Origin of the sequence: Nocardioides sp. CPCC 205120 (assembly GCF_048654585.1) — a bacterium.
GTDB lineage: Bacteria > Actinomycetota > Actinomycetes > Propionibacteriales > Nocardioidaceae > Nocardioides.
This window is the reverse complement of record NZ_JBMCYY010000001.1, coordinates 541986-563431: the sequence shown is the minus strand read 5'-3', so window position 1 is coordinate 563431 and position 21446 is coordinate 541986. Positions and strand designations below refer to the sequence as shown.

Below are 21446 nucleotides of genomic sequence, written 5' to 3'. Positions count from 1 at the left end.
CGTGTTCGTCCCGCCAAAACTGGGTGACGCCGTGGTTTCGAGGGCCGCTGACGCGGCCACCTCAACCACCGACACCGGGCGCTGACGCGCCCGCCTCAACCACCGGTTCGGGCGCTGCCGCGCCCACCTCAACCACCGAGGGCTCAGCGGTCGCTCTCCTCCGCCAGGGTGACCTCGATGCCGCCGAGGAGCGCGGCGGCGAGGTTGTAGAGGAACGCGCCGAGGGTCGCCATGGCGGTGATGAGGATGACGTTCACCGCGGAGATCAGCATCGTCAGGCCCAGCACGCGGGACATGCCGACGTAGTTCTGCACGTCGAAGTCACCGCTGCCCTCGGAGCCCAGCACGTCGGCGATGGTGGAGTTGATCGAGTCCCACACGCCGGCGGCGCCGAGCACGCTCCACACGATGAAGACCGACACGACGGTCACGACCGCGAAGGCGATGGAGAGCAGGAACGCCGTCTTCATCACCGACCACGGGTCGATGCGGGTGAGCCGCAGCTGTGCCCGGCGTACCCGCCGCTTGCGCAGCTGGGTCGGCGAGGTGCTGCCCGCGCCCTGGCCGGGGGGCCGCTTCTGGGGCGGCCGCGGCGCCGTCGTCGTGCGGGTGGAGGTGGCGTCGTTGGCCATCAGACCTCGTCCTCGCCTTCTGCGTCGTCGCTGTCGCCGTCGGCACTTCCGGTCGCGCCAGCGGACTCATCCCCCGCGATTGTGCCACCCTCCGGTGAACCGGCCACCGCCTCGGCGTCGATGGTCGAGTCGGCGTCGGCGCTCGGCTCACCGCTGAGCTCGCCGGCCTCCTCGGCCTCGTCGAGGATCTCCTCGGCGCGGGCCTCGACGGAGCGGGCGACCACGGCGACGGCGTCGTTGGCCTTCGGGCTGACGAACTTCACGCCCATGGTCGAGCGACCGGTGGCGCGGAAGTCCTCGTTGATCGGGCTGCGCACGACCTGGCCGGACTGGGTGATGGAGAGGATCTCGTCGCCCTCCTCCACGATGAACGCGCCCACGAGCGAGCCGCGGTCCTCGTTCGCCAGCGCCATCGCCTTGATGCCCAGGCCGCCGCGCGACTGGCTGCGGTAGTCGCTGATGCGCGTGCGCTTCGCGAAGCCGCCGTCGGTGATGGTGAAGACGTACTGCTCCTTCACGCCCGGCAGCTCGCCGGCCTCCGTCGACGCACCCGCCTCGGCGGCAGCGGCCTCGGCCGCCTCCTCCGCCTCGACCTGCGCGGCCCGGATGACCGACATCGACAGCAGCGCGTCGCCCGCGCGGAACTTCATGCCCGTCACGCCGGAGGTCGCGCGACCCATTGGGCGCAGCTGGGTGTCGTCGGCCGCGAAGCGGATCGCCTGGCCCTTGCGGGACACCAGCAGGATCTCGTCGCGGTCGTCCACCAGCTCGGCGCCGATGAGCTCGTCGTCGTCCTCGCGGAAGTTGATCGCGATGACGCCGGCCTGGCGCGGGGAGTTGTAGTCGCCCAGGCGGGTCTTCTTCACCAGCCCGTTGCGGGTGGCGAGCACCAGGTAGGGAGCCTGCTCGTAGTCGCGGATCGCCAGCACCTGGGCGATCTCCTCGTCGGGCTGGAAGCTCAGCAGGCCGGCCACGTGGCCGCCCTTCGCGTCCCGGCTCGCCTCGGGCAGGTTGTAGGCCTTCGTGCGGTAGACCCGCCCGGCGGTGGTGAAGAACAGCAGCCAGTGGTGGTTCGTCGTCGCGATGAAGTGCTCCACGACGTCGTCCCCGCGCAGCGAGGCGCCGCGCACGCCCTTCCCGCCACGCTTCTGCGTGCGGTACAGGTCGGCGCGGGTGCGCTTGGCGTAGCCGCCCCGCGTGATGGAGACGACGAGGTCCTCGTCGGGGATGAGGTCCTCCATCGACATGTCGCCGGCGGCCGCGATGATCTGGGTACGGCGGTCGTCGCCGTACTTGTCCACGATCGCCGCGAGCTCGTCGGAGACGATCTGCCGCTGGCGCGCCTCGTTGGCGAGGATGTCCTTCAGGTCCGCGATGATCAGCTCGAGCTCGGCCAACCGGTCGATGATCTTCTGGCGCTCCAGCGCCGCGAGGCGCCGCAGCTGCATCGCGAGGATGGCGTCGGCCTGCACCTCGTCGATGTCGAGCAGCTGGATCAGCCCCTGGCGGGCCTCGTCGACGTCGGGGGAGCGGCGGATGAGGGCGATGACCTCGTCGAGCGCGTCGAGCGCCTTCACGAGGCCGCGCCACACGTGCGCGTCCTCCTCCGCCTTGCGGAGCCGGTAGCGCGTGCGCCGCTGGATGACCTCGATCTGGTGGGTCAGCCAGTTGCTGATGAACTGGTCGATCGTCAGCGTGCGCGGCACGCCGTCGACCAGGGCCAGCATGTTGGCGCTGAAGTTGGTCTGCAGCTCGGTGTGCTTGAGCAGGTTGTTGAGCACCACCCGGGCCACGGCGTCGCGCTTGAGCACGACGACGAGCCGCTGGCCGGTGCGGTCGGAGGTGTCGTCGCGGACGTCCGCGATGCCCTGCACCTTGCCGGAGTCGGCGAGCTCGGCGATCTTCAGCGCCAGGTTGTCCGGGTTGACCATGTAGGGCAGCTCGGTGATGACCAGCACGGTGCGCCCGCGGCTGTCCTCGTCGACGTCGATGACCGCGCGCTGCGTGACCGAGCCGCGGCCCGTGCGGTAGGTCTGCTCGATGCCCTGGGTGCCCACGATGAGCGCGCCCCGGGGGAAGTCGGGGCCCTTGATGCGCTCGATGAGCGCGTCCTGCAGCTCCTCGCGCGTCGCGTCCGGGTGCTCGATCGCCCACTGCACGCCGGCGGCGACCTCGCGCAGGTTGTGCGGCGGGATGTTGGTCGCCATGCCGACCGCGATGCCGGCCGAGCCGTTGACCAGCAGGTTCGGGTAGCGCGACGGCAGCACCGTCGGCTCCTGCGAGCGGCCGTCGTAGTTGGGCTGGAAGTCGACGGTGTCCTCGTCGATGTCCCGCACCATCTCGAGCGCGAGCGGCGCCATGCGGCACTCGGTGTACCGCATGGCCGCCGCGCCGTCGTTGCCCGGCGAGCCGAAGTTGCCCTGGCCCTGGATGAGCGGCGCGCGCATGACCCACGGCTGCGCGAGACGCACGAGGGTGTCGTAGATCGCCGTGTCGCCGTGCGGGTGGTACTGACCCATCACGTCACCGACGACGCGGCTGCACTTGCTGAAGCCGCGGTCGGGGCGGTACCCGCCGTCGTACATCGCGTAGAGCACGCGCCGGTGCACCGGCTTCAGGCCGTCCCGCACGTCGGGCAGCGCGCGACCGACGATGACCGCCATCGCGTAGTCGATGTAGGCGCGCTGCATCGAGGTCTGCAGCTCGACGTGCTCGATGCGGCCGCCAGGCCCCAGCGGCAGGCCGCCGTCGGTGGGGGTCTCGGTCACGATTGCTCTCTCTCCGGAGTTCTAGATGAATCTAGGAACAGCTGTAGATCGGTGGAGACTCTCCTGACGAGGTGCGGCGACACGCGCCGCCGTGCCCCGCCGGCAGGTCCTAGATGTCGAGGAAGCGGACGTCCTTGGCGTTGCGCTGGATGAACGAGCGGCGCTGCTCGACGTCCTCGCCCATGAGGATCGAGAAGATCTCGTCGGCGTGGGCGGCGTCGTCCAGCGTCACCTGGAGCAGCAGGCGCTGGTCGGGATCCATCGTGGTCTCCCACAGCTCCTTGGCGTTCATCTCGCCCAGACCCTTGTAGCGCTGCACCGGGTTCTCCTTCGGCAGCTTCTTGCCGGCGTCGTGCCCGGCCTTCAGCAGCGCGTCGCGCTCGGCATCGGAGTAGACGAACTCGTGCTCGGCCGGCTTGTTCCACCGCAGGCGGTAGAGCGGCGGCTGCGCCATGTAGACGTGGCCGTTCTCGATGAGCGGGCGCATGAAGCGGAACAGCAGCGTCAGCAGCAGCGTGTTGATGTGGTGGCCGTCGACGTCGGCGTCGGCCATCAGCACGACCTTGTGGTAGCGCAGCTTGGCGAGGTCGAACTCCTCGGTGATGCCCGTGCCGAGCGCGGAGATGATCGACTGCACCTCCTGGTTGCCCAGGACCTTGTCGATGCGCGCCTTCTCGACGTTGAGGATCTTGCCGCGGATCGGGAGGATCGCCTGCACGCGCGGGTCGCGCCCCTGGCGCGCGGAGCCGCCGGCGGAGTCGCCCTCGACGATGAACACCTCGCACTCGGCGGGGTTCGTCGACTGGCAGTCGCTCAGCTTGCCCGGCAGGCCGCTGCGGCCGAGCAGGCCCTTGCGGTCGCGGGCCAGGTCGCGCGCCTTGCGGGCCGCGATGCGCGCGTGCGCCGCGGACTGCGCCTTGCGGACGATGTCCTTGCCCTCGGCCGGGTTCCGCTCGAACCAGTCGCCCAGCTGCTCGTTGACGACGCGCTGCGTGAAGCCCTTGGCCTCGGTGTTGCCGAGCTTGGTCTTCGTCTGGCCCTCGAACTGCGGCTCGCCCAGCTTGATGGAGATGATCGCGGTGAGGCCCTCGCGGATGTCCTCGCCCGAGACCCGGTCCTCCTTCTTCTTCACCAGGCCCCACGTCTCGCCCCAGTTGTTGACGAGCGAGGTGAGCGCCGCGCGGAAGCCCTCCTCGTGCGTGCCGCCCTCGTGGGTGTTGATCGTGTTCGCGAACGTGTGGACCGACTCGTTGTACGAGGTGTTCCACTGCATCGCGACCTCGAGGCTCATGTGGTTCTCGACGCTGTCGGGCGTCTGGGCCTCGAAGGAGATGACGGTCGGGTTGGCCACGGCCTTGCTGCGGTTGAGGTGCTCGACGTAGTCGACGAGGCCGCGGTCGTAGCGGAAGACCTGCTCGAGGCCGCCGCCCGCGCCCCGGGTCAGCGCGTCGTGCCCGCCGTCGACCGACTCGTCGATCGTGTCGTCCTCGACCGCGTCGGCGATGCCGGAGGCCGCCGGACGGTCGTCGCGCACGACGATCTCCAGGCCCTTGTTGAGGAAGGCCATCTCGCGGATGCGCGAGGTGATGGTCTCCAGCGAGTACTCCGTCGTCTCGAAGATCTCCTCGCTGGCCCAGAACGAGACGGTCGTTCCGGTGTCCTCGCCCTCCTCCATCGGGCGGACCTTCTCCAGCGGCCCGTCGGGCGCGCCGAGCTGGAAGGACTGGCGCCACAGGTGGCCGCGGTTCTTCACCTCGACGACGAGGCGGCTCGACAGGGCGTTCACGACCGACACGCCCACGCCGTGCAGACCACCGGAGACCTTGTAGCCGCCGCCGCCGAACTTGCCGCCCGCGTGCAGCACGGTCAGCGCCAGCGTCACGGCCGGCAGCTCCTGGCCGGGGGCGGTGTCGGTCGGGATGCCGCGACCGTTGTCCTCCACGCGGATCGCGCCGTCGTCGGTCAGCGTCACGACGATGCGGTCGCAGTGGCCGGCGAGCGCCTCGTCGACCGCGTTGTCCACGATCTCCCAGATGAGGTGGTGCAGGCCGCGGGCACCGGTCGAGCCGATGTACATGCCCGGGCGCTTGCGGACGGCCTCGAGGCCCTCGAGCACCTGGATCGCGGACGCGTCGTAGGCCCCGTCGTCGACGATGGACGCCGACACCGGCTGGGCCATCGCCTCGTCGGCGCTCCCGGGCATCTCGGGCGTCTCCGGCACTCCCGGCGTCTCGATCTGCTCGTCGTCGCTCACGCGCGTTCCCTCTTCTCCTCGACCCGGTCCGCGACCGGCAGCCGCGACACACGCGATGACCGCCCGAGGACGGTCACCGTTCGCCATCCTACCGCCGTGGAGGCCCGGAGACACGCAGGCGTCCCCAGGCCGGGGGGCGAGTCGTGGACGCGGACCGCCTCAGGCGGCTCGGGAACCCACCGTGGAGGGGCGCGCAGGGTGCCGGGTGGGTCCCCCCACCACCGCGAGGCCCGCAGATCGTCTCCTGCGCGCTCACGCCGTCCGGGGTCTCCCGGCCCCGGCCTCACCCGTAGGTGTCGCGCGGCCCCCGGCCGTCGCGCACGCTGCGCGGGCCCTTCTTCCACGACGGCCCCTGCGGGCCGAGCACCTCGATGGCCGTGACCGTGCCGGAGCCCAGCTCGGTGTTGATCCGCTGCAGCAGCGTCGGCGCCAGCAGCCGCAGCTGCGTGGCCCAGGCGGTCGCGCGGGCGCGCACCACGAGGCGCCCGTCGACGAACGACTCGGGCGTCGAGTGCTCCGCGACGTCGGGCCCGACCAGCTCGGCCCAGCGCCCGAACACCCCGTGCACCCGCAGGTCGAGCTCCCACCCGCGCTGGGCGACGAGGCGTCGTACCTCCCCCTCCACCCCCTGCGGGTCACGGTCGTCGGGCCGCGAGCCGGAGAACGTCGGTCCCTTGCTGCGCCCTCGTCGGCGGTCGGGAGCGCCGACCCAGCCGGTGCCCCCCGTCGTACGGCGACGCCCCCCGCCCGGCAGGCCGGGGGGTCCGCCCGCGGCGGCCGCGGCGCGCGCGGCGGCCCGGGCCAGGTCGAGCCCGGCGGCGTCGTGCGGCGGCGCGGCGGGGTCCGCAGGATCCTCCGCGGGGTTATCCCCAGGGTTCTCCACACCTGTAGGGACAGCCTCGTCCGTCCCGTCCGTGTGCTCCGATCCCTCGGATCCCACCGGTCCCTCCGGCACCTCAGGGCTCACGGTGCACCTCGCCTCCGGCGACGCGGTAGCGCGCCCCGGCCAGGGCGGGCGGCACGTCCTCGGCCACGGCGGCGGTGACGAGCACCTGCTCGGCTCCGGCGACGAGCTCGGCGAGCTGGTCGCGCCGGCCCGCGTCGAGCTCGGCGAAGACGTCGTCGAGCACGAGGATCGGGTCGTCGCCGTCGTCGCGCAGCAGGTCGTACGACGCCAGCCGCAGCGCCAGCGCGAACGACCACGACTCCCCGTGCGAGGCGTAGCCCTTGACCGGCAACCGCGTCTCCGCCGACGCCAGCGTGCAGAGCAGGTCGTCGCGGTGCGGCCCGACGAGCGAGTGGCCGCGGTCGAGCTCGTCCTTGCGGCGCTCCGCGAGCCCGGCGAGGAACGGCTCCGTCAGCGACGCCGCGCTCGGGCGGTCCTCGCCCTCGGGCAGCTCGACCGAGGAGCGGTAGACGACGTCGGCCGCGTCCCGCCCCGCGCCGCGTGCCACCGCGGCGTACGCCTGCGCCAGGTAGGGGCGCAGCTCGTGCACCAGCGCGACCCGCGCGGCGAGCAGCTGGCTGCCGACCTCGACGAGGTGGGAGTCCCAGACGTCGAGGGTGGCCAGCGACGCGTCGAGCGAGGCGCCGCGGCGCGCGGCGCCGGCCGTCTTCAGCAGCGTGTTGCGCTGGCGCAGCACGCGGTCGTAGTCGGCGCGGACCCCGGCGTACCGCGGCGAGCGCAGCACCAGCAGGTCGTCGAGGAAGTGACGGCGCTCGGTCGGGTCGCCCTTGACGAGCGCGAGGTCGTCGGGCGCGAAGACGACCGTGCGCACCAGGCCGATGAGCTCACGGGCGCGGGGGAGCGCCGAGCGGTTGACCCGCGCGCGGTTCGCCTTGCCCGGGTTGATCTCCACCTCGAGGGTGGCGCTGCGGCCGTCGCGCACGACCGCCGCCCGCACCACCGCCCGCTCCGCGCCGTGCCGCACGAGCGGGGCGTCGGAGGCGACCCGGTGCGACGAGAGCCGCGACAGGTAGTCGATCGCCTCGACGAGGTTCGTCTTCCCCTGGCCGTTGCGCCCCAGGAACGCGCCCACCCCCGCCTCCAGCGGCAGCTCGAGCGTGCCGTAGGAGCGGAAGTCGTGGAGGGAGAGGTGGGCGACGTGCACGAACGGGTCAGCGCTGGGCGGGGTGCGCCGTACCGGTCTGCTCGCCGGACTCGGGCGCGTCACCGCCGGCGGGGGCGGCGGTGTGGACGGCGTGGCCGCCGAACTGGTTGCGCATCGCGGCGATCGCCTTCATGGCGGGGGAGTCGTCCTGGCGGGAGACGAAGCGGGCGTAGAGCGCCGCGGTGATCGCCGGCGTGGCGACCGCGTTCTCGATGCCGGCCTCGACGGTCCAGCGGCCCTCACCCGAGTCCTCGGCGTACCCGCGGATCGATGCCAGGTCGGGGTCGTCGTCCAGCGCGGCGACGAGGAGGTCGAGCAGCCACGAGCGGATGACCGTGCCCTCGCGCCACGAGCGGAAGACCTCGGTGACGTTGTCGACCATGTCGACCTTCTCGAGCAGCTCCCAGCCCTCGGCGTAGGACTGCATGATCGCGTACTCGATGCCGTTGTGGACCATCTTCGAGAAGTGGCCGGCGCCGACCTTGCCGGCGTGCACGGCGCCGAACTCGCCCTCGGGCTTGAGGGTGTCGAAGACCGGCTGCACCTTGGCGACGTCCTCGGGGGTGCCGCCGTACATCAGCGCGTAGCCGTTCTCCAGGCCCCAGACGCCGCCGGAGACGCCGCAGTCGACGAAGCCGATGCCCTTCGCGCCGAGCTGCTCGGCGTGGGCCTGGTCGTCGGTCCAGCGGGAGTTGCCGCCGTCGACGACGAGGTCGCCCTCGCTCAGCAGGTCGCCGAGCGCGGTGATCGTGTCGTGGGTCGGGCCGCCGGCCGGCACCATCACCCAGACGACGCGGGGCGAGGGGAGCGCCTCGACCATCGCCTCGAGGCTGTCGACGTCGGCCAGGTCGGGGTTGCGGTCGAACCCGGCGACCGTGTGGCCGCCGCGGCGCAACCGCTCCCGCATGTTGCCGCCCATCTTGCCGAGTCCGATGAGGCCGATCTCCATGGCGAGCTCCTCTGCAGGCGTGTCGTGTCCGGGGGTTCGTGTCCGGGTGTGTCCGGGGTGGGTGTGTGCGGTGGGGCGGGCGCGGGGCCCGCGCACCTGCGTACGACGCTACGCAGCGGCGCCAACGGGCGGCGTACCCCGCCGAGGGGTCAGGAGAGCAGGCGGCGCGGCATCAGCAGGTAGCGGAAGCCCGGGTCCTGCTCGCCCTCGTCGACGACGCCGCTCATCACCACGGGCTTGGAGGCCTGGGTGAAGGCGAGCTTGACGACGGGCTGGTCGATGGCGGTGAGGCCGTCGAGGAGGAACTGGGGGTTGAAGCCGGTGACGATGTCGCCGCCGTCGATGGCCGCCTCGATCGACTCGGAGGCCTGGGCCTCGTCGCCCGAGCCGGCGTCGAGCGTGAGGACGCCGTCGGAGAAGGCCATCTGCACCGCGGTGTTGCGCTCCGCGACGAGCGAGACGCGCTTGACCGACTCGACCAGCGCGGCCTTCTCGATCGTGGCGACCGTCAGGTGCTCGTTGGGGAACAGGCTGCGGACCTTGGGGAACTCGCCGTCGAGCAGGCGCGTCGTCGTACGGCGCACCCCGCCGTTCGCGGCGCCCTCGAAGCCGATGATGCCCTCGCCCGAGCCGCTGGCGGAGAGCGCGATGGTGACCTCGGTGCCGGCGGTCAGCGACTTGGCGGTGTCGGCGAGCACCTTGGCCGGGACGAGCGCGGCGAGCGACTCGTCGGGCGTGCGGGGCTCCCACTCCAGCTCGCGCTGCGAGAGGCGGAAGCGGTCGGTGGCCAGCAGCGAGATCGTCGTGCCGTCGATCTCGATGCGCACACCGGTGAGCACCGGGAGCATGTCGTCGCGGCCCGCGGCGGTGACGGCCTGGGCGACCGAGTGGGCGAAGACGTCGCTGCGCACCGTGCCGGTGGCGGTCGGCATCTGCGGCAGCGAGGGGTACTCGTCGACCGGCAGCGTCTGCAGCGTGAAGCGCGCCGAGCCGCAGACCAGCGAGACGCGGGCGCCGTCGAGGGTCATCTCGACCGGCTTGTTCGGCAGGCTGCGGGTGATGTCGGCGAGGAGACGGCCGCTGACGAGCACGGTGCCCTCGTCGACGACGTCGGCCGCGAGCGTCGCGCGGGCCGAGGTCTCGTAGTCGAAGGTGGACAGCACCAGACCGTCCTGCTTCGCCTCGACGAGGAGGCCGGCGAGGACGGGGACGCTCGGACGCACGGGCAGGCTGCGAGCAGCCCAGGCGACGGCGTCGGCGAGGACGTCGCGTTCGACGCGGAACTTCACTGCAGGTCCTCCTGGTGGCGGTCCGTTCGGGGCCGGGGCGGCGTGCGAATCACACGACGTCGGCACGCACGGGTGGGAATCGCATCCTGCCACGTGCGTCGAGGTCGCGGGACCGCTGGGCGGAGGGATCCGTGTGATTCACGGTCGTCGGCCGGTCCCGGGTCGCCCGTCGACGTGACCGCGAGGTGCTCCTGGCGTGCCGGTTGCGTGCCGTGCGGGCTCGGTCATCCCCAGGGAGAGGGCCGGGTGGGGGTCGACGAGGAATCGGATCCGGATGTCAGGAGGGAGGGGTCATAGGTGCTGTGCACTCTGTGGAGAAGTGCTGTCCGCCCAGGTCAGGTGACCGACCCCCCTGTGGAGCGGCGGTGGAGGACGACACGACGCACCTAGGGGCGGGTGTGGAGGGGCCGGCGTCCGTCGCGACTTCCTCCCCACGAGTGCACAGGGGCTGGGGACGGCAGGCGGGGTGGGCGCACAGGCGCTCCACATCTTCCACGCGTGTAGTTCACCCGGGTGCCCGGACGTCGAGCAGTGGCGCGTCAGGGGGTCTGGCGCGCCTGCATCTTGATGCGGTTGGTGAGCTCGCTGACCTGGTTGTAGACCGAGCGCCGCTCGGCGAGCAGCTGGTTGATCTTGTTGTTGGCGTACATGACCGTCGTGTGGTCGCGGTTGCCGAACTGGGCGCCGATCTTCGGCAGCGACAGGTCGGTGAGCTCGCGGCACAGGTACATGGCGATCTGGCGGCCCTGCACCAGGTGGCGGCCGCGGCTGGGCCCGGTGAGGTCCTCGATGGCCACCCCGAAGTACGCCGCGGTCTGCGCGATGATCGCGGCCGGCGTGATCTCCGGCTCGCCGCCGTCCGGGATGAGGTCCTTCAGCACGATCTCCGCCAGCGTCAGCTCGACCTCCTGGCGGTTGAGGTTGGCGAAGGCGGTGACGCGGATGAGCGCACCCTCGAGCTCGCGGATGTTCGTCTGGATCTTCGAGGCGATGAACTCGAGGACGTCAGGCGGCGCGGTCAGGCGGTCCATCGCCGCCTTCTTGCGCAGGATCGCGATGCGGGTCTCGAGGTCCGGCGGCTGCACGTCGGTGATGAGGCCCCACTCGAACCGGTTGCGCAGCCGGTCCTCCAGCGCCTCGAGCCGCTTGGGCGGGCGGTCGGAGGTGAGGACGATCTGCTTGTTCGCGTTGTGGAGCGTGTTGAAGGTGTGGAAGAACTCCTCCTGCGTCTGGGTCTTCCCCTCCAGGAACTGGATGTCGTCGATGAGGAGCACGTCGACGTCGCGGTAGCGCCGCTTGAACCGGTCCTGCCGGTCGTCGCGGATCGCGTTGATGAACTCGTTCGTGAACTCCTCGCTCGACACGTAGCGCACCTTCGCGCCGGCGTAGAGGCTGCGCACGTAGTGGCCGATCGCGTGGAGCAGGTGCGTCTTGCCCAGGCCGGACTCGCCGTAGACCATCAGCGGGTTGTAGGCCTTGCCCGGCGCCTCGGCCACCGCGACGGCGGCCGCGTGGGGGAAGCGGTTCGACGAGCCGATGACGAACGTCTCGAACGTGTACTTGGGGTTGAGCCGGGTCTCGAGGTTGGCCGACTGGCGGCTGGACTCGGACTGCTGCGGCTCCGGCTCCGGGATTATCGACAAAGCAACTTGGCTACTCGTCGACTTCTCGGGCTCGGTGGCGGGGGTCGACGTGGTGGTGGGCTCGTCGTCGGTGTCGAGGGCGGGGTTCACGGTGACGGCGATGCGGACCTCGTGGCCGAACGCCTCGCTCAGCGCGTCCTCGATCTGGGAGCGCAGCCGGCCCTCGAGCTGCATGCGCGTGAACTCGTTCGGCACCGCGATGATCGCCGTCGTCTCGTGCAGCGTCATGGGCTCGCTCGCGTGCAGCCACGCGCGCTGGTGCGCCTGGAGGTCGGCGAGCACCCGCCGCCACGCCGTGGCGAGGTCCGTGGGGCCGTTCTCCATGGTCACTCCTCCTCGTGGCGCCAGGGTGTCCCGGAGCGCCGACCGCTGTCGTCCGCTGCCCGATCCTGCCTCATGGGCGGCGTGATTCCACAGTCTTCTCCACAGCTTGTGAAGAAGGGGTGGTGGGGGCGGAGGCCGGACGGCCGTCGGGCTCCACGGGGCGCCCGAGAGGCATCCGCGCTGGTCATCCGGGGTGCGGCGGCCGGGGTGCGGGCACCCCGAGCGGTACGCGCGGCGCTGCGGGCGGCGTACCGGCTCCGGGCGGGGAGGTGCACGGGTACGGCGGACCACCCGCCGCCGGGGCTGGTTGTCCACAGGGCGCCGACGGTTTGACCCGTCCGGGCCGAGCACGTACCGTTCCTAAGTCGCCGGGGTTGTCTCGACCGGTGCCGCATGTCCACGGAGGGGTCCCCGACGGGCCACGGCCGTGGGTGGGCGGTGCCAGCCGATGGCTGAGACCTCCCCCCGGTGATGGACATCGTCCCAGACCCGATCCGGAGAAGACTCGTGAGCAAGCGCACCTTCCAGCCGAACAACCGCCGCCGTCACAAGGTGCACGGCTTCCGTCTGCGCATGCGCACCCGCGCCGGCCGCGCGATCATCAACACGCGCCGCCGCAAGGGGCGCAAGAGCCTGACCGTCTGAGCTCGCCGAGCAGCCGGACGTGCTCGCGCGCGACCAACGGATGCGTCGTGGCGCCGAGTTCGCCACGGCCGTCCGGCGCGGTCGTCGCGCGGGCACCCGCACGCTGGTGTGTCACTGGGCCGACGCGGAGGATCCCCTCCGCGTCGGCTTCGTCGTGAGCAAGGCAGTCGGCCCGGCCGTCGTGCGCAACCGCGTGAAGCGCCGGCTGCGCCACCTCGTGCTCGACGCGGGCCGGTCCGGCGCCCTCCCCCTGACGGGTCTGCTCGTCGTCCGGGCGCTGCCCGCCGCGGCCGACTCCGACGTCGACCGGTTGCGCTCCGACCTGGAGCGCAGCGTGGACCGCGTCGGTCCGCCGATGGTGGCGGCGTGAAGTACCTGCTCATCGGGCTGCTGAAGGCCTACCGGCTCCTCATCAGCCCCCTGTACGGCCAGGTGTGCCGCTACCACCCCTCGTGCTCGGCGTACGCGCTCGAGGCGGTGACGCAGCACGGAAGCATCCGCGGATCGTGGCTCGCGGTGCGGCGTCTGTCACGCTGTCACCCGTGGGCGGCCGGCGGTTACGACCCCGTTCCCGAGCGCCACCCGGCGCCACGACCCTGAGATCGAGGAGCTCCGCATCGTGTTCGACTTCTTCGGTGCCATCGGCGGCGCCATCATGACGCCGCTGTACTACGCCGTGTCGGCGGTGATGCTGGCGTGGCACAAGCTGTTCTCGCTGTTCCTCCCGTCGGACAGCGGCGCGACCTGGATCCTCTCCATCGTCGGCCTGACCCTCGTCATCCGCGCGGCCCTGATCCCGCTGTTCGTCAAGCAGATCAAGTCCAGCCGCAACATGGCGTTGCTGCAGCCCCAGGTGCGCGAGCTGCAGAAGAAGTACAAGCACGACCGGGAGCGGCTCGCCCAGGAGACGATGCAGCTCTACAAGGAGGCGGGCACCAACCCCTTCGCCTCCTGCCTGCCGATCCTGCTGCAGATGCCGATCTTCTTCGCGCTGTTCCGGCTGATCGACCAGGCCGCCAAGAACGGCACGGCGCACGGCTTCCTGACCGAGGAGCTGGCGGAGAACTTCGGTGCCTCCGAGCTGTTCGGGATCCCGATCGCGCGCACGTTCATCGACAACGACGGCAACCTGGGCGTCAGCGTGCTGGCGGCGATCCTCGTGATCGCCATGACGGTCACGACCTTCACGACGCAGCGCCAGCTGATGAGCAAGAACATGCCGGCGGAGGCCCTCACGGGCCCCTACGCCCAGCAGCAGAAGATGCTGCTCTACATCCTCCCGCTGGTCTTCGCCGTCGGTGGTGTGGCCTTCCCGATCGGCGTGCTCTTCTACTGGACGACGTCGAACCTGTGGACCATGGGCCAGCAGTTCTACGTGATCCGGCGCAACCCCGCTCCCGGCACGCCGGCGGCCCAGGCCAAGGCCGAGCGCGACGCCGAGAAGGCCCGGCGCAAGGGTCACCGCCCCGCCGACGGGGTCTCGCTCGACAAGGGCGGGAGCACCGTTGTCGAGACGGCTCCCGAGCCGGCCCCCCGCCCGCGGCAGCAGCCGCAGCGACAGACCAAGGCGCAGCGCTCGAAGGCCTCCCCGGCGGGCTCCAAGCCCCGGCCGCAGGGGTCGAAGAGCGCGCCCACGAAGAAGAAGCGCTGAGCGGGAGACCCGCGTGGACGAAGGAGTGGAGCAGGTGACGGAGACGACGGAGACGGTCGAGCCGACCGGTCAGGACGCAGTGGCGCAGGACGAGCGCGAGGATGCTGCCCCGGCGGCGGGTGAGCCCGGTGCCCGGGTGGGTCGCCTCGAGCGTGAGGGCGACATCGCGGCGGACTACCTCGAGGAGCTGCTCGACATCGCGGACCTCGACGGCGACCTGGACATCGACGTCGAGGGGGACCGTGCGTCGGTCTCGATCGTCGGTGCGGACCTGTCGCAGCTGGTCGGCCCTCAGGGTGAGGTGCTCGACGCGCTGCAGGAGCTGGCCCGCCTGGCCGTCTACCGCGAGACCGGCGAGCGCTCGCGGCTGATGCTGGACATCTCCGGGCACCGCGCGGAGCGTCGTGCGGCGCTGGAGAAGTTGGCCGCCGAGGCCATCGAGGAGTCGCGCACGACGGGTGACCGAGTGTCGCTCGACCCCATGTCGCCGTTCGAGCGCAAGGTCGTGCACAACGCGGTGGCCGCTGCCGGTCTGTCGTCCGAGTCCGAGGGCGTGGAGCCCCGCCGGCACGTCGTCGTCCTGCCGAGCTGATCGGTCCCGTGTCGGACGACGTTTCACGTGAAACACCCCCCGCGCCCGAGGTGGCGCGGGGGGTGTTCCCTGTCGACCGGTGGTCGCTCGCGGAGCGGTACGCCGCGTCGCTGGCCGACGACGGAGTGGTGCGCGGCCTCATCGGACCCCGCGAGGTGCCGCGGCTCTGGGACCGCCACCTGCTGAACTGTGCGGTGATGGCGGATGCCCTGCCGAGCACACCGCACACGCTCGCGGACATCGGCTCAGGCGCGGGCCTCCCGGGCATCGTCCTCGCGATCTGCCGGCCCGATGTCCAGGTGACGCTCATCGAGCCCCTGCTCCGGCGCGTCACCTACCTCGAGGAGATCGCCTCAGAGCTCGGTCTCGACAACGTCGAGGTCGTCCGCGCCCGGGCCGAGGAGGTGCACGGACGTCGGACCTTCGACGTCGTGACCTCCCGCGCCGTCGCTGCCCTCGGCAAGCTGCTGGGCTGGTCGATGCCGCTGGTGCGTCGTGACGGCGAGCTCATCGCCATGAAGGGCTCGCGCGCCCGCGACGAGGTCGCGTCATCGGCGAGGGCCCTGCGTCGGTGGACCACCGAGCGTGTGCGGGTCGAAGAGCTCGGTGGCGGTGTCGTCGATCCACCGACGACCGTCGTTCGAGTGGTGCGGACGAAGTGAGTTGACTAGGTTGTTCCCTCGGGTCCGGGCATCGCGCGGCGCCGTCCTCGGCGCTCCGCACACTGGAGCCGACCAGCGATCGACACCCGGTACGCACGGCTCGTCTGTACACAGGGCGATTCCGCGTGGTTGTGGGGCGAGCACGCTGGTTGTCCACAGATGTGGCCCGGATATCCACACGGCGTGATGAAGGGACGTTGACGTGGTTTCACGTGAAACAGAGATCGACGGGGGTACGCCGGCGGCGTACCGCGTGCGGACCGCCGGCGACCTCGCCGAGACGACTCCCCCGTCGGACGACGCGACGACGCCCCTCGCTCGCGCGGTCGAGGCCTCGCTCCTGGTGCGCGACGGCGCGCGACGGATGGCTCTCCCCCGGCCGGCGCAGACCCGCGTCATGGTGGTGGCCAACCAGAAGGGCGGCGTCGGCAAGACCACGACGACCGTGAACGTCGCCGCCGGCCTGGCGCAGCTCGGCCAGCGGGTGCTGGTCATCGACCTCGATCCCCAGGGCAACGCGTCCACGGCGCTCAACATCGAGCACCACCGCGGCACCCTGGGTACCTACGACCTCCTCGTGGACGGGGCGGCGCTGGCTGACGTGGCCCAGCCGTGCCCCGAGGTCGAGCGGGTCGACGTCGTACCGGCGACCATCGACCTCGCCGGTGCGGAGATCGAGCTGGTGAGCGTCGTGGCCCGCGAGAACCGGCTGAACAAGGCCATCCAGGCGCATCCGCTGGTCGGCGGGGCCGAGGTGGGCGAGGGTCGCTACGACTACGTGCTCGTCGACTGCCCGCCGTCCCTGGGGCTCCTGACGCTCAACGCGCTCGTCTCCGCGCACGAGATGCTCATCCCGATCCAGGCGGAGTACTACGCGCTCGAGGGGCTCGGCCAGCTCATCGAGACCGTCGAGATGGTCAAGAAGCACCTGAACCCCTCGCTGTGGATCTCGACCATCCTCATCACCATGTACGACGGCCGCACGCGGCTCGCTGCGGGTGTCGCCGAGGAGGTACGTGAGCACTTCGGTGACCAGGTGCTGCGGACGATGATCCCGCGGTCGGTGCGCGTCAGCGAGGCTCCGTCGTACGCGCAGACCGTCATGACGTACGACCCGGGGTCGACCGGGGCCATGGCGTACTTGGAGGCCGCCCGCGAGATCGCCCAGCGAGGAGGCAAGGCATGAGCAAGCAGCCACCGCGCCGCGGGCTGGGTCGCGGGCTGGGCTCGCTCATCCCCACCGCTCCGGAGCAGCCGGCAGAGGTCGCGGAGGGCGCTCCGGGCGCCCCGAGCTCGTCCGGAACGGATGGGGCGCCCGCGTCGGGCGCGTCGGACGTTTCACGTGGAACGAACGCTGCGGGTCGCGAACCTGAGCTGGCGCCCGTCAACGGGGCCTACTTCGCCGAGCTGCCGGTGGGGCAGATCTCCCCCAACGCCCGTCAGCCCCGCCAGGTCTTCGACGAGGACGCCATGGCGGAGCTGGTGTTCTCCATCAAGGAGATCGGGCTCCTGCAGCCCGTCGTCGTGCGCCGTACCGGCGACGACGCCTACGAGCTCATCATGGGCGAGCGACGCTGGCGCGCCACCCAGGAAGCCGGCCTCGACGTCATCCCGGCGATCGTGCGGGAGACCGAGGACACCGCGATGCTGCGGGACGCCCTCCTGGAGAACCTCCACCGCTCCCAGCTGAACCCGCTGGAAGAGGCGGCCGCCTACCAGCAGCTGCTCGAGGACTTCTCGTGCACCCACGAGGAGCTGGCCCAGCGCATCGGGCGCTCCCGTCCTCAGATCAGCAACACGCTGCGGCTGCTCCGGCTCAGCCCCGCCGTGCAGCGTCGCGTGGCCGCCGGCGTCCTGTCGGCCGGCCACGCCCGGTCACTCCTCGGCGTCGCCGACGGAGCCGCACAGGACCGCCTCGCCCAGCGCGTGGTGGCCGAGGGCATCAGCGTGCGGGCGCTCGAGGAGATCGTCTCGATGGGCGAGGAGACCGGCGAGCCTGCGCCGCGGCGGCGGTCCGCCCGGCAGCAGGAGCCTGGCCTGGTTGACCTCTCGGACCGGCTCTCGGACCGCTTCGACACCCGGGTGAAGGTCGACATGGGCAAGGCCAAGGGCCGGATCACCGTCGAGTTCGCCTCGGTCGAGGACCTGCAGCGGATCGTGGACATCATGGATCCGCGCAATCGTACCGACAAGCTGATCTAGCACTAAGTCGACAAAGCGCTTTGTGGCCGCTGGACCGGGCTCAGAGAGTTCTGTGAGAGCGATTCTGAGCGCCGTCCGCAGGCGCGCGGAGCGACGTCGGGTGCCCGCTCGGCGTCTACGAGCGTCCCTGGGAACGGTCCTGAGCGTTCTTGGGCGTGGTTTCGAGGGCCGCTGGCGCGGCCACCTCAACCACCGGGGAGCTGGCGCGGCCACCTCTACGAGCGGTGGTTGAGGTGCGAGCCCTGGCGAGCCTCGAAACCAGTGCGGGCTCGTCGTGGTTTCGAGGGCCGCTGGCGCGGCCACCTCAACCACCGCGGAGCTGGCGCGGCCACTCAACCACCGGGGAGCTGGCGCGGCCACCTCGACCACCGGCGTACTGACGCGGCCCCTCGGCCTCCGGCAGCCCGTGGAAGGTCAGGAGGCGCGGCGCTTCTCGGCCCGCTTGGCGGCGCGGGCGCGCTTCTCCTCCGCGTCGAGGCGCTCGGCCTCCTCGAGCGTCGGGGCGCCGCCGCCGCGGCGGGCGGGGATCCACCAGGCGCCGGCGGGCTTCTCGTCCTCGGGGTAGAGGTCGATCGCCTTGTCGAGCAGCGCCTTCATGGACTCGTGCAGCTCGGCGGTCTCGGCGACCGGGTCGGCGGCCGTCGGGTGCAGGGGCGCGCCGACGTGCACGCCGATGGTCTTGCCGCGGGAGAAGTCGCGGGGGTGGTCCTTGGTCCACATGCGGTGGGTGCCGAAGAGCACGACGGGCAGGAGCGGAACGCCGGCCATCGCTGCGATGCGCACCGCGCCCGTCTTCAGCTCCTTGATCTCGAAGGACCGGGAGATGGTGGCCTCCGGGAAGATGCCGACCGCCTCGCCCTTGCGGAGGTAGTCGACGGCCTTCGCCGCGGACGCCGCGCCCTCGCCCCGGTCTACCTCGATGTGGTGGAAGGACCGCATCACCGGGCCGCCGACGGGGTTGTCGAAGATCTCCTTCTTCGCCATGAACCGCACGTAGCGCCCCGACGGGTTGGCGGCGAGGCCGCCGTACACGTAGTCGACGTACCCGACGTGGTTCACGGCGAGCAGCACGCCGCCCTTGCGGGGGACCTGCTCGGTGCCCGTCATCTGGAAGCGCTGCCCGAGCGCGCGGAAGGAGAGCTTCGCGGTGGCGATGACGGCGGGGTAGGTCAGGTCGAGCACGTGGTCTCCCGGTGGCTGCGGCGCTGCGGTCGACCGACTCTAGCCTGCAACGGCGCGGCGTCGACCCGGGCCCGGACGCCAGAAGGCCGGCCCCCGGGACGCGGGGCCGGCCTTCGACGAACTGGTGTCGCTGGTCAGCCGATGAACTCGCTGAGCTCGCGCACCAGCGCGGACTTCGGCTTGGCGCCGACGATGGTCTTCACGACCTCGCCGCCGGAGTAGACGTTGAGCGTGGGGATGCCGGTCACCCGGTAGTTGTTCGGGGTCACGGGGTTCTCGTCCACGTTCATCTTCACGAACGTGATCTTGTCGCCGTGCTCCTTGGCGAGCTCGTCGAGGATCGGGGAGACCTGGCGGCACGGGCCGCACCACTCGGCCCAGAAGTCGACCAGGACGGGCTTGTCGGACTTCAGGACCTGCGCCTCGAACTCGGCGTCGGTCACAGCGGCGATGTCAGCCACGGCGTGTTCCTCTCGTTGATGGGGTCGCCCGGCGAACCGGGGCGTCGGTGGTGGAACGTCGGGGAGCCGTCGGATCTTCCCGTCAGAGACCGGCGGTCTGCACGGCCTCGGTGACGGCCTCGAGGGCGACCGCGTCCTGCGCCTGCTGGGGCGAGTGGGCGGCGTGGTCGAGGTCGGCGATGTAGCGCTCGGCGTCCAGCGCGGCCGCGCACCCCGTGCCGGCGGCCGTGATGGCCTGGCGGTAGTGGTGGTCGACGAGGTCGCCGGCGGCGAAGACGCCCGGCACGTTGGTCGCGGTCGAGGGGTGGCGCACCAGCACGTAGCCCTCGTCGTCCAGGTCGACCTGGCCGCCGAGCAGCTCCGAGCGGGGGTCGTGGCCGATGGCGACGAACAGGCCCGTGACCTCCAGCGGCCGGGTCTCGCCGGTCACCGTGTCGCGCAGCGTGACGCTCTCCAGCTTGTCGCTGCCGTGGATCTCGGCGACCTCGGAGTTCCAGACCATCTCCAGCTTGGGGTCGGCGAACGCCCGCTCCGCCATGATCGCGGAGGCGCGCAGCTCGTCGCGGCGGTGGATCAGGTACACCTTCGACGCGAAGCGCGTGAGGAAGGTGGCCTCCTCGACCGCGGAGTCACCGCCGCCGACGACCGCGATCGCCTGCTCGCGGAAGAAGAAGCCGTCGCAGGTGGCGCACCACGACACGCCCTTGCCCGAGTAGAGGTCCTCGCCGTCGATGCCGAGCTTGCGGTAGCCCGAGCCCATCGCCAGCACCACGGCGCGCGCGGTGTAGGTGTCGGTCTCGGTGCGCACGACCTTGATGTCGCCGGTCAGGTCGACCTCGACCACGTCGTCGGGGATCAGCTCGGCGCCGAAGCGCTCGGCCTGGGCACGCATCTCGTCCATGAGCGCCGGGCCCATGATGCCGTCGCGGAAGCCCGGGAAGTTCTCCACCTCGGTGGTGTTCATCAGCGCACCGCCCGCGGTGACCGAGCCCTCGAACACGAGGGGCGCGAGGTTCGCGCGCGCGGCGTAGACCGCGGCCGTGTAGCCCGACGGCCCGGACCCGATGACGATGACGTTGCGGGGCTCCCCGGCAGCGGGGGTGGCGGTGGCTGTCTGGTCGGTCATGGGGGTCGAAGCTCCTGAGGTCGGTACGGCGGAGGCCGGTGCCCTCGCCACAGTCGTCAACCGATCGTAGGCGAGAGGGATTCCCGGCTCGCCGTCACGGCCGGGCCAGTCGCAGCGCGTCGAGGCGGTCCCCGGTGCCGCAGGCGCGCACCACGACGTCGACGGTCCCCGCGTCCCCCTCGGGGAGGGTGACGTCGACGCGGGCGGGGGTGCCGGCGTACGTCGTGAGGACGCCCACCGCGCCGGGTCCAGGCTCGCCGCAGTCCCCGGCCGCGGGGGCGGGCGCCGCAGCCACGGAGGACAGCAGGTCGGCCACCTGGGCGTCCAGGTCCGGCCCCGCCGAGAGCACGACGCCGTCCGGGCCCGCGAGCACCTGACCGGCGTACGGCGTGAGGGCGGCCGCCGCGGTCACGGCGCGGTCCTGCACGTCGGCCTCCGGGGCCGCACCGGGAGCGTCGTACCCGGGGGACGCCGGACCGGCGTCCTCCTGCTCCTCGGCCGAGGAGCCCTGGGGCGCCTCGCCCGCCACCTCGCTCGACTCGGAGTCGCTCTCCGAGCCCCCGAGCCGCGGCACGACGGTGCCCCCCACCCCGACGACCACGACGGCCGCGGCGGCGACGAGCAGCCCCCGCGCGACCCGTCGGCGGCGACGTGCCGCGGCGAGGTCGACGAGCTCGGGGGCGGGGCGGTGCGCGGGGGATGCGTCCGGGCGCGGGGGGAGGGCGTTCTGCGCCGGGGTCGCGGCGGGCGCCGCACCCGCGCGCTCGGCGGCGAGGCCGGCGAGGACGTCGTCGAGCCGGGCGGCGACGTCCGCGGGCATGGGCGAGCGCTCGGCGGCGGCGCGCAGCAGGCCGCGTACGCGGGCCTCGGTCGCGGGGTCCAGCGGGGCGTCGTCGCCGGGCGCGGGTCGGTCGGTCGGGTCGGTCATCTCACCTCCTCGTGGGGGCGCGGCGGG

General features: G+C 71.7%; 20 protein-coding genes. 8 read left to right on the top strand and 12 right to left on the bottom strand.

Features of this window, described 5'->3' with window-relative positions; all coding sequences use genetic code 11:
- Positions 1-143: 143 nt before the first annotated feature.
- From ACOACO_RS02695 to dnaA, 8 genes are all read right to left on the bottom strand, one after another.
- Entirely contained in the window at positions 144-632 is a 489-nt protein-coding gene (locus ACOACO_RS02695) for a DUF3566 domain-containing protein (protein ID WP_420294712.1), read from the bottom strand.
- Positions 632-3322, bottom strand: a complete 2691-nt coding sequence (gyrA, locus tag ACOACO_RS02690) for a DNA gyrase subunit A (RefSeq protein ID WP_420296285.1) — start codon at positions 3320-3322, stop codon at positions 632-634. Before gyrA ends, ACOACO_RS02695 begins: the two co-directional genes overlap by 1 nt.
- A gap of 187 nt (positions 3323-3509) precedes the next feature.
- The gene (gyrB, locus tag ACOACO_RS02685; RefSeq protein WP_420296284.1) at positions 3510-5579 is read right to left on the bottom strand and encodes a DNA topoisomerase (ATP-hydrolyzing) subunit B; all 2070 of its coding nucleotides are present in this window, start codon (positions 5577-5579) and stop codon (positions 3510-3512) included.
- A gap of 358 nt (positions 5580-5937) precedes the next feature.
- Positions 5938-6537 (bottom strand): DUF721 domain-containing protein, encoded by a 600-nt coding sequence (locus ACOACO_RS02680; RefSeq protein ID WP_420294711.1) that lies wholly within the window; start codon positions 6535-6537, stop codon positions 5938-5940.
- 73 nt (positions 6538-6610) lie between these two features.
- Entirely contained in the window at positions 6611-7765 is a 1155-nt protein-coding gene (recF, locus tag ACOACO_RS02675; RefSeq protein WP_420294710.1) for a DNA replication/repair protein RecF, read from the bottom strand.
- Positions 7766-7772: 7 nt separating this feature from the next.
- Positions 7773-8714: a phosphogluconate dehydrogenase (NAD(+)-dependent, decarboxylating) gene (gene gnd / locus ACOACO_RS02670; protein WP_420294709.1), complete on the bottom strand. Its 942-nt coding sequence runs from the start codon at positions 8712-8714 to the stop codon at positions 7773-7775.
- Positions 8715-8863: 149 nt separating this feature from the next.
- Complete coding sequence (dnaN, locus tag ACOACO_RS02665) at positions 8864-10003, bottom strand: DNA polymerase III subunit beta (RefSeq protein WP_277501520.1); 1140 nt, start codon at positions 10001-10003, stop codon at positions 8864-8866.
- 539 nt (positions 10004-10542) lie between these two features.
- Positions 10543-11970, bottom strand: coding sequence for a chromosomal replication initiator protein DnaA (dnaA, locus tag ACOACO_RS02660; protein WP_420294708.1), 1428 nt, complete (start codon positions 11968-11970; stop codon positions 10543-10545).
- A gap of 507 nt (positions 11971-12477) precedes the next feature.
- On the opposite strand from dnaA, the gene rpmH reads away from it, so the two are divergent.
- The 8 genes from rpmH to ACOACO_RS02620 all read left to right on the top strand — a co-directional run bounded on the left by rpmH (position 12478) and on the right by ACOACO_RS02620 (position 17722).
- Positions 12478-12615 (top strand): 50S ribosomal protein L34, encoded by a 138-nt coding sequence (rpmH, locus tag ACOACO_RS02655; RefSeq protein WP_277501522.1) that lies wholly within the window; start codon positions 12478-12480, stop codon positions 12613-12615.
- 19 nt (positions 12616-12634) lie between these two features.
- The gene (gene rnpA, locus ACOACO_RS02650) at positions 12635-12985 is read left to right on the top strand and encodes a ribonuclease P protein component (RefSeq protein WP_420294707.1); all 351 of its coding nucleotides are present in this window, start codon (positions 12635-12637) and stop codon (positions 12983-12985) included.
- A complete protein-coding gene (gene yidD, locus ACOACO_RS02645) occupies positions 12982-13215 on the top strand; it encodes a membrane protein insertion efficiency factor YidD (protein WP_277501524.1) in 234 nt (77 codons plus the stop codon). Before rnpA ends, yidD begins: the two co-directional genes overlap by 4 nt.
- A gap of 19 nt (positions 13216-13234) precedes the next feature.
- Positions 13235-14266 (top strand): membrane protein insertase YidC, encoded by a 1032-nt coding sequence (gene yidC / locus ACOACO_RS02640; protein WP_420294706.1) that lies wholly within the window; start codon positions 13235-13237, stop codon positions 14264-14266.
- 13 nt (positions 14267-14279) lie between these two features.
- Entirely contained in the window at positions 14280-14858 is a 579-nt protein-coding gene (locus ACOACO_RS02635; protein ID WP_420294705.1) for a protein jag, read from the top strand.
- A gap of 62 nt (positions 14859-14920) precedes the next feature.
- Positions 14921-15520, top strand: coding sequence for a 16S rRNA (guanine(527)-N(7))-methyltransferase RsmG (gene rsmG / locus ACOACO_RS02630; RefSeq protein WP_420294704.1), 600 nt, complete (start codon positions 14921-14923; stop codon positions 15518-15520).
- A gap of 364 nt (positions 15521-15884) precedes the next feature.
- Complete coding sequence (locus tag ACOACO_RS02625; RefSeq protein ID WP_420296283.1) at positions 15885-16706, top strand: ParA family protein; 822 nt, start codon at positions 15885-15887, stop codon at positions 16704-16706.
- A complete protein-coding gene (locus tag ACOACO_RS02620; RefSeq protein WP_420294703.1) occupies positions 16703-17722 on the top strand; it encodes a ParB/RepB/Spo0J family partition protein in 1020 nt (339 codons plus the stop codon). The genes ACOACO_RS02625 and ACOACO_RS02620 overlap by 4 nt, the downstream gene beginning before the upstream one ends.
- Positions 17723-18136: 414 nt before the next feature.
- Here ACOACO_RS02620 and ACOACO_RS02615 read toward each other — a convergent pair whose 3' ends face one another.
- The 4 genes from ACOACO_RS02615 to ACOACO_RS02600 all read right to left on the bottom strand — a co-directional run bounded on the left by ACOACO_RS02615 (position 18137) and on the right by ACOACO_RS02600 (position 21419).
- Positions 18137-18904: a lysophospholipid acyltransferase family protein gene (locus ACOACO_RS02615; RefSeq protein WP_420294702.1), complete on the bottom strand. Its 768-nt coding sequence runs from the start codon at positions 18902-18904 to the stop codon at positions 18137-18139.
- A gap of 134 nt (positions 18905-19038) precedes the next feature.
- Complete coding sequence (gene trxA / locus ACOACO_RS02610; RefSeq protein ID WP_420294701.1) at positions 19039-19365, bottom strand: thioredoxin; 327 nt, start codon at positions 19363-19365, stop codon at positions 19039-19041.
- Between the two features lie 82 nt (positions 19366-19447).
- Positions 19448-20491, bottom strand: a complete 1044-nt coding sequence (gene trxB / locus ACOACO_RS02605; RefSeq protein WP_420294700.1) for a thioredoxin-disulfide reductase — start codon at positions 20489-20491, stop codon at positions 19448-19450.
- Positions 20492-20585: 94 nt separating this feature from the next.
- Positions 20586-21419, bottom strand: coding sequence for a hypothetical protein (locus ACOACO_RS02600; protein ID WP_420294699.1), 834 nt, complete (start codon positions 21417-21419; stop codon positions 20586-20588).
- Positions 21420-21446: the final 27 nt, after the last annotated feature.

Excerpts from the sequence above, each read along its gene's own strand:
- ACOACO_RS02620 (WP_420294703.1), top strand. The coding sequence starts at position 16,703 with ATGAGCAAGCAGCCACCGCGCCGCGGGCTGGGTCGCGGGCTGGGCTCG.
- gnd (WP_420294709.1), bottom strand. The coding sequence starts at position 8,714 with ATGGAGATCGGCCTCATCGGACTCGGCAAGATGGGCGGCAACATGCGG.
- ACOACO_RS02695 (WP_420294712.1), bottom strand. The coding sequence starts at position 632 with ATGGCCAACGACGCCACCTCCACCCGCACGACGACGGCGCCGCGGCCG.
- dnaA (WP_420294708.1), bottom strand. The coding sequence starts at position 11,970 with ATGGAGAACGGCCCCACGGACCTCGCCACGGCGTGGCGGCGGGTGCTC.
- ACOACO_RS02600 (WP_420294699.1), bottom strand. The coding sequence starts at position 21,419 with ATGACCGACCCGACCGACCGACCCGCGCCCGGCGACGACGCCCCGCTG.
- gyrA (WP_420296285.1), bottom strand. The coding sequence starts at position 3,322 with ATGCAGCGCGCCTACATCGACTACGCGATGGCGGTCATCGTCGGTCGC.
- gyrB (WP_420296284.1), bottom strand. The coding sequence starts at position 5,579 with ATGGCCCAGCCGGTGTCGGCGTCCATCGTCGACGACGGGGCCTACGAC.
- ACOACO_RS02625 (WP_420296283.1), top strand. The coding sequence starts at position 15,885 with ATGGCTCTCCCCCGGCCGGCGCAGACCCGCGTCATGGTGGTGGCCAAC.
- trxB (WP_420294700.1), bottom strand. The coding sequence starts at position 20,491 with ATGACCGACCAGACAGCCACCGCCACCCCCGCTGCCGGGGAGCCCCGC.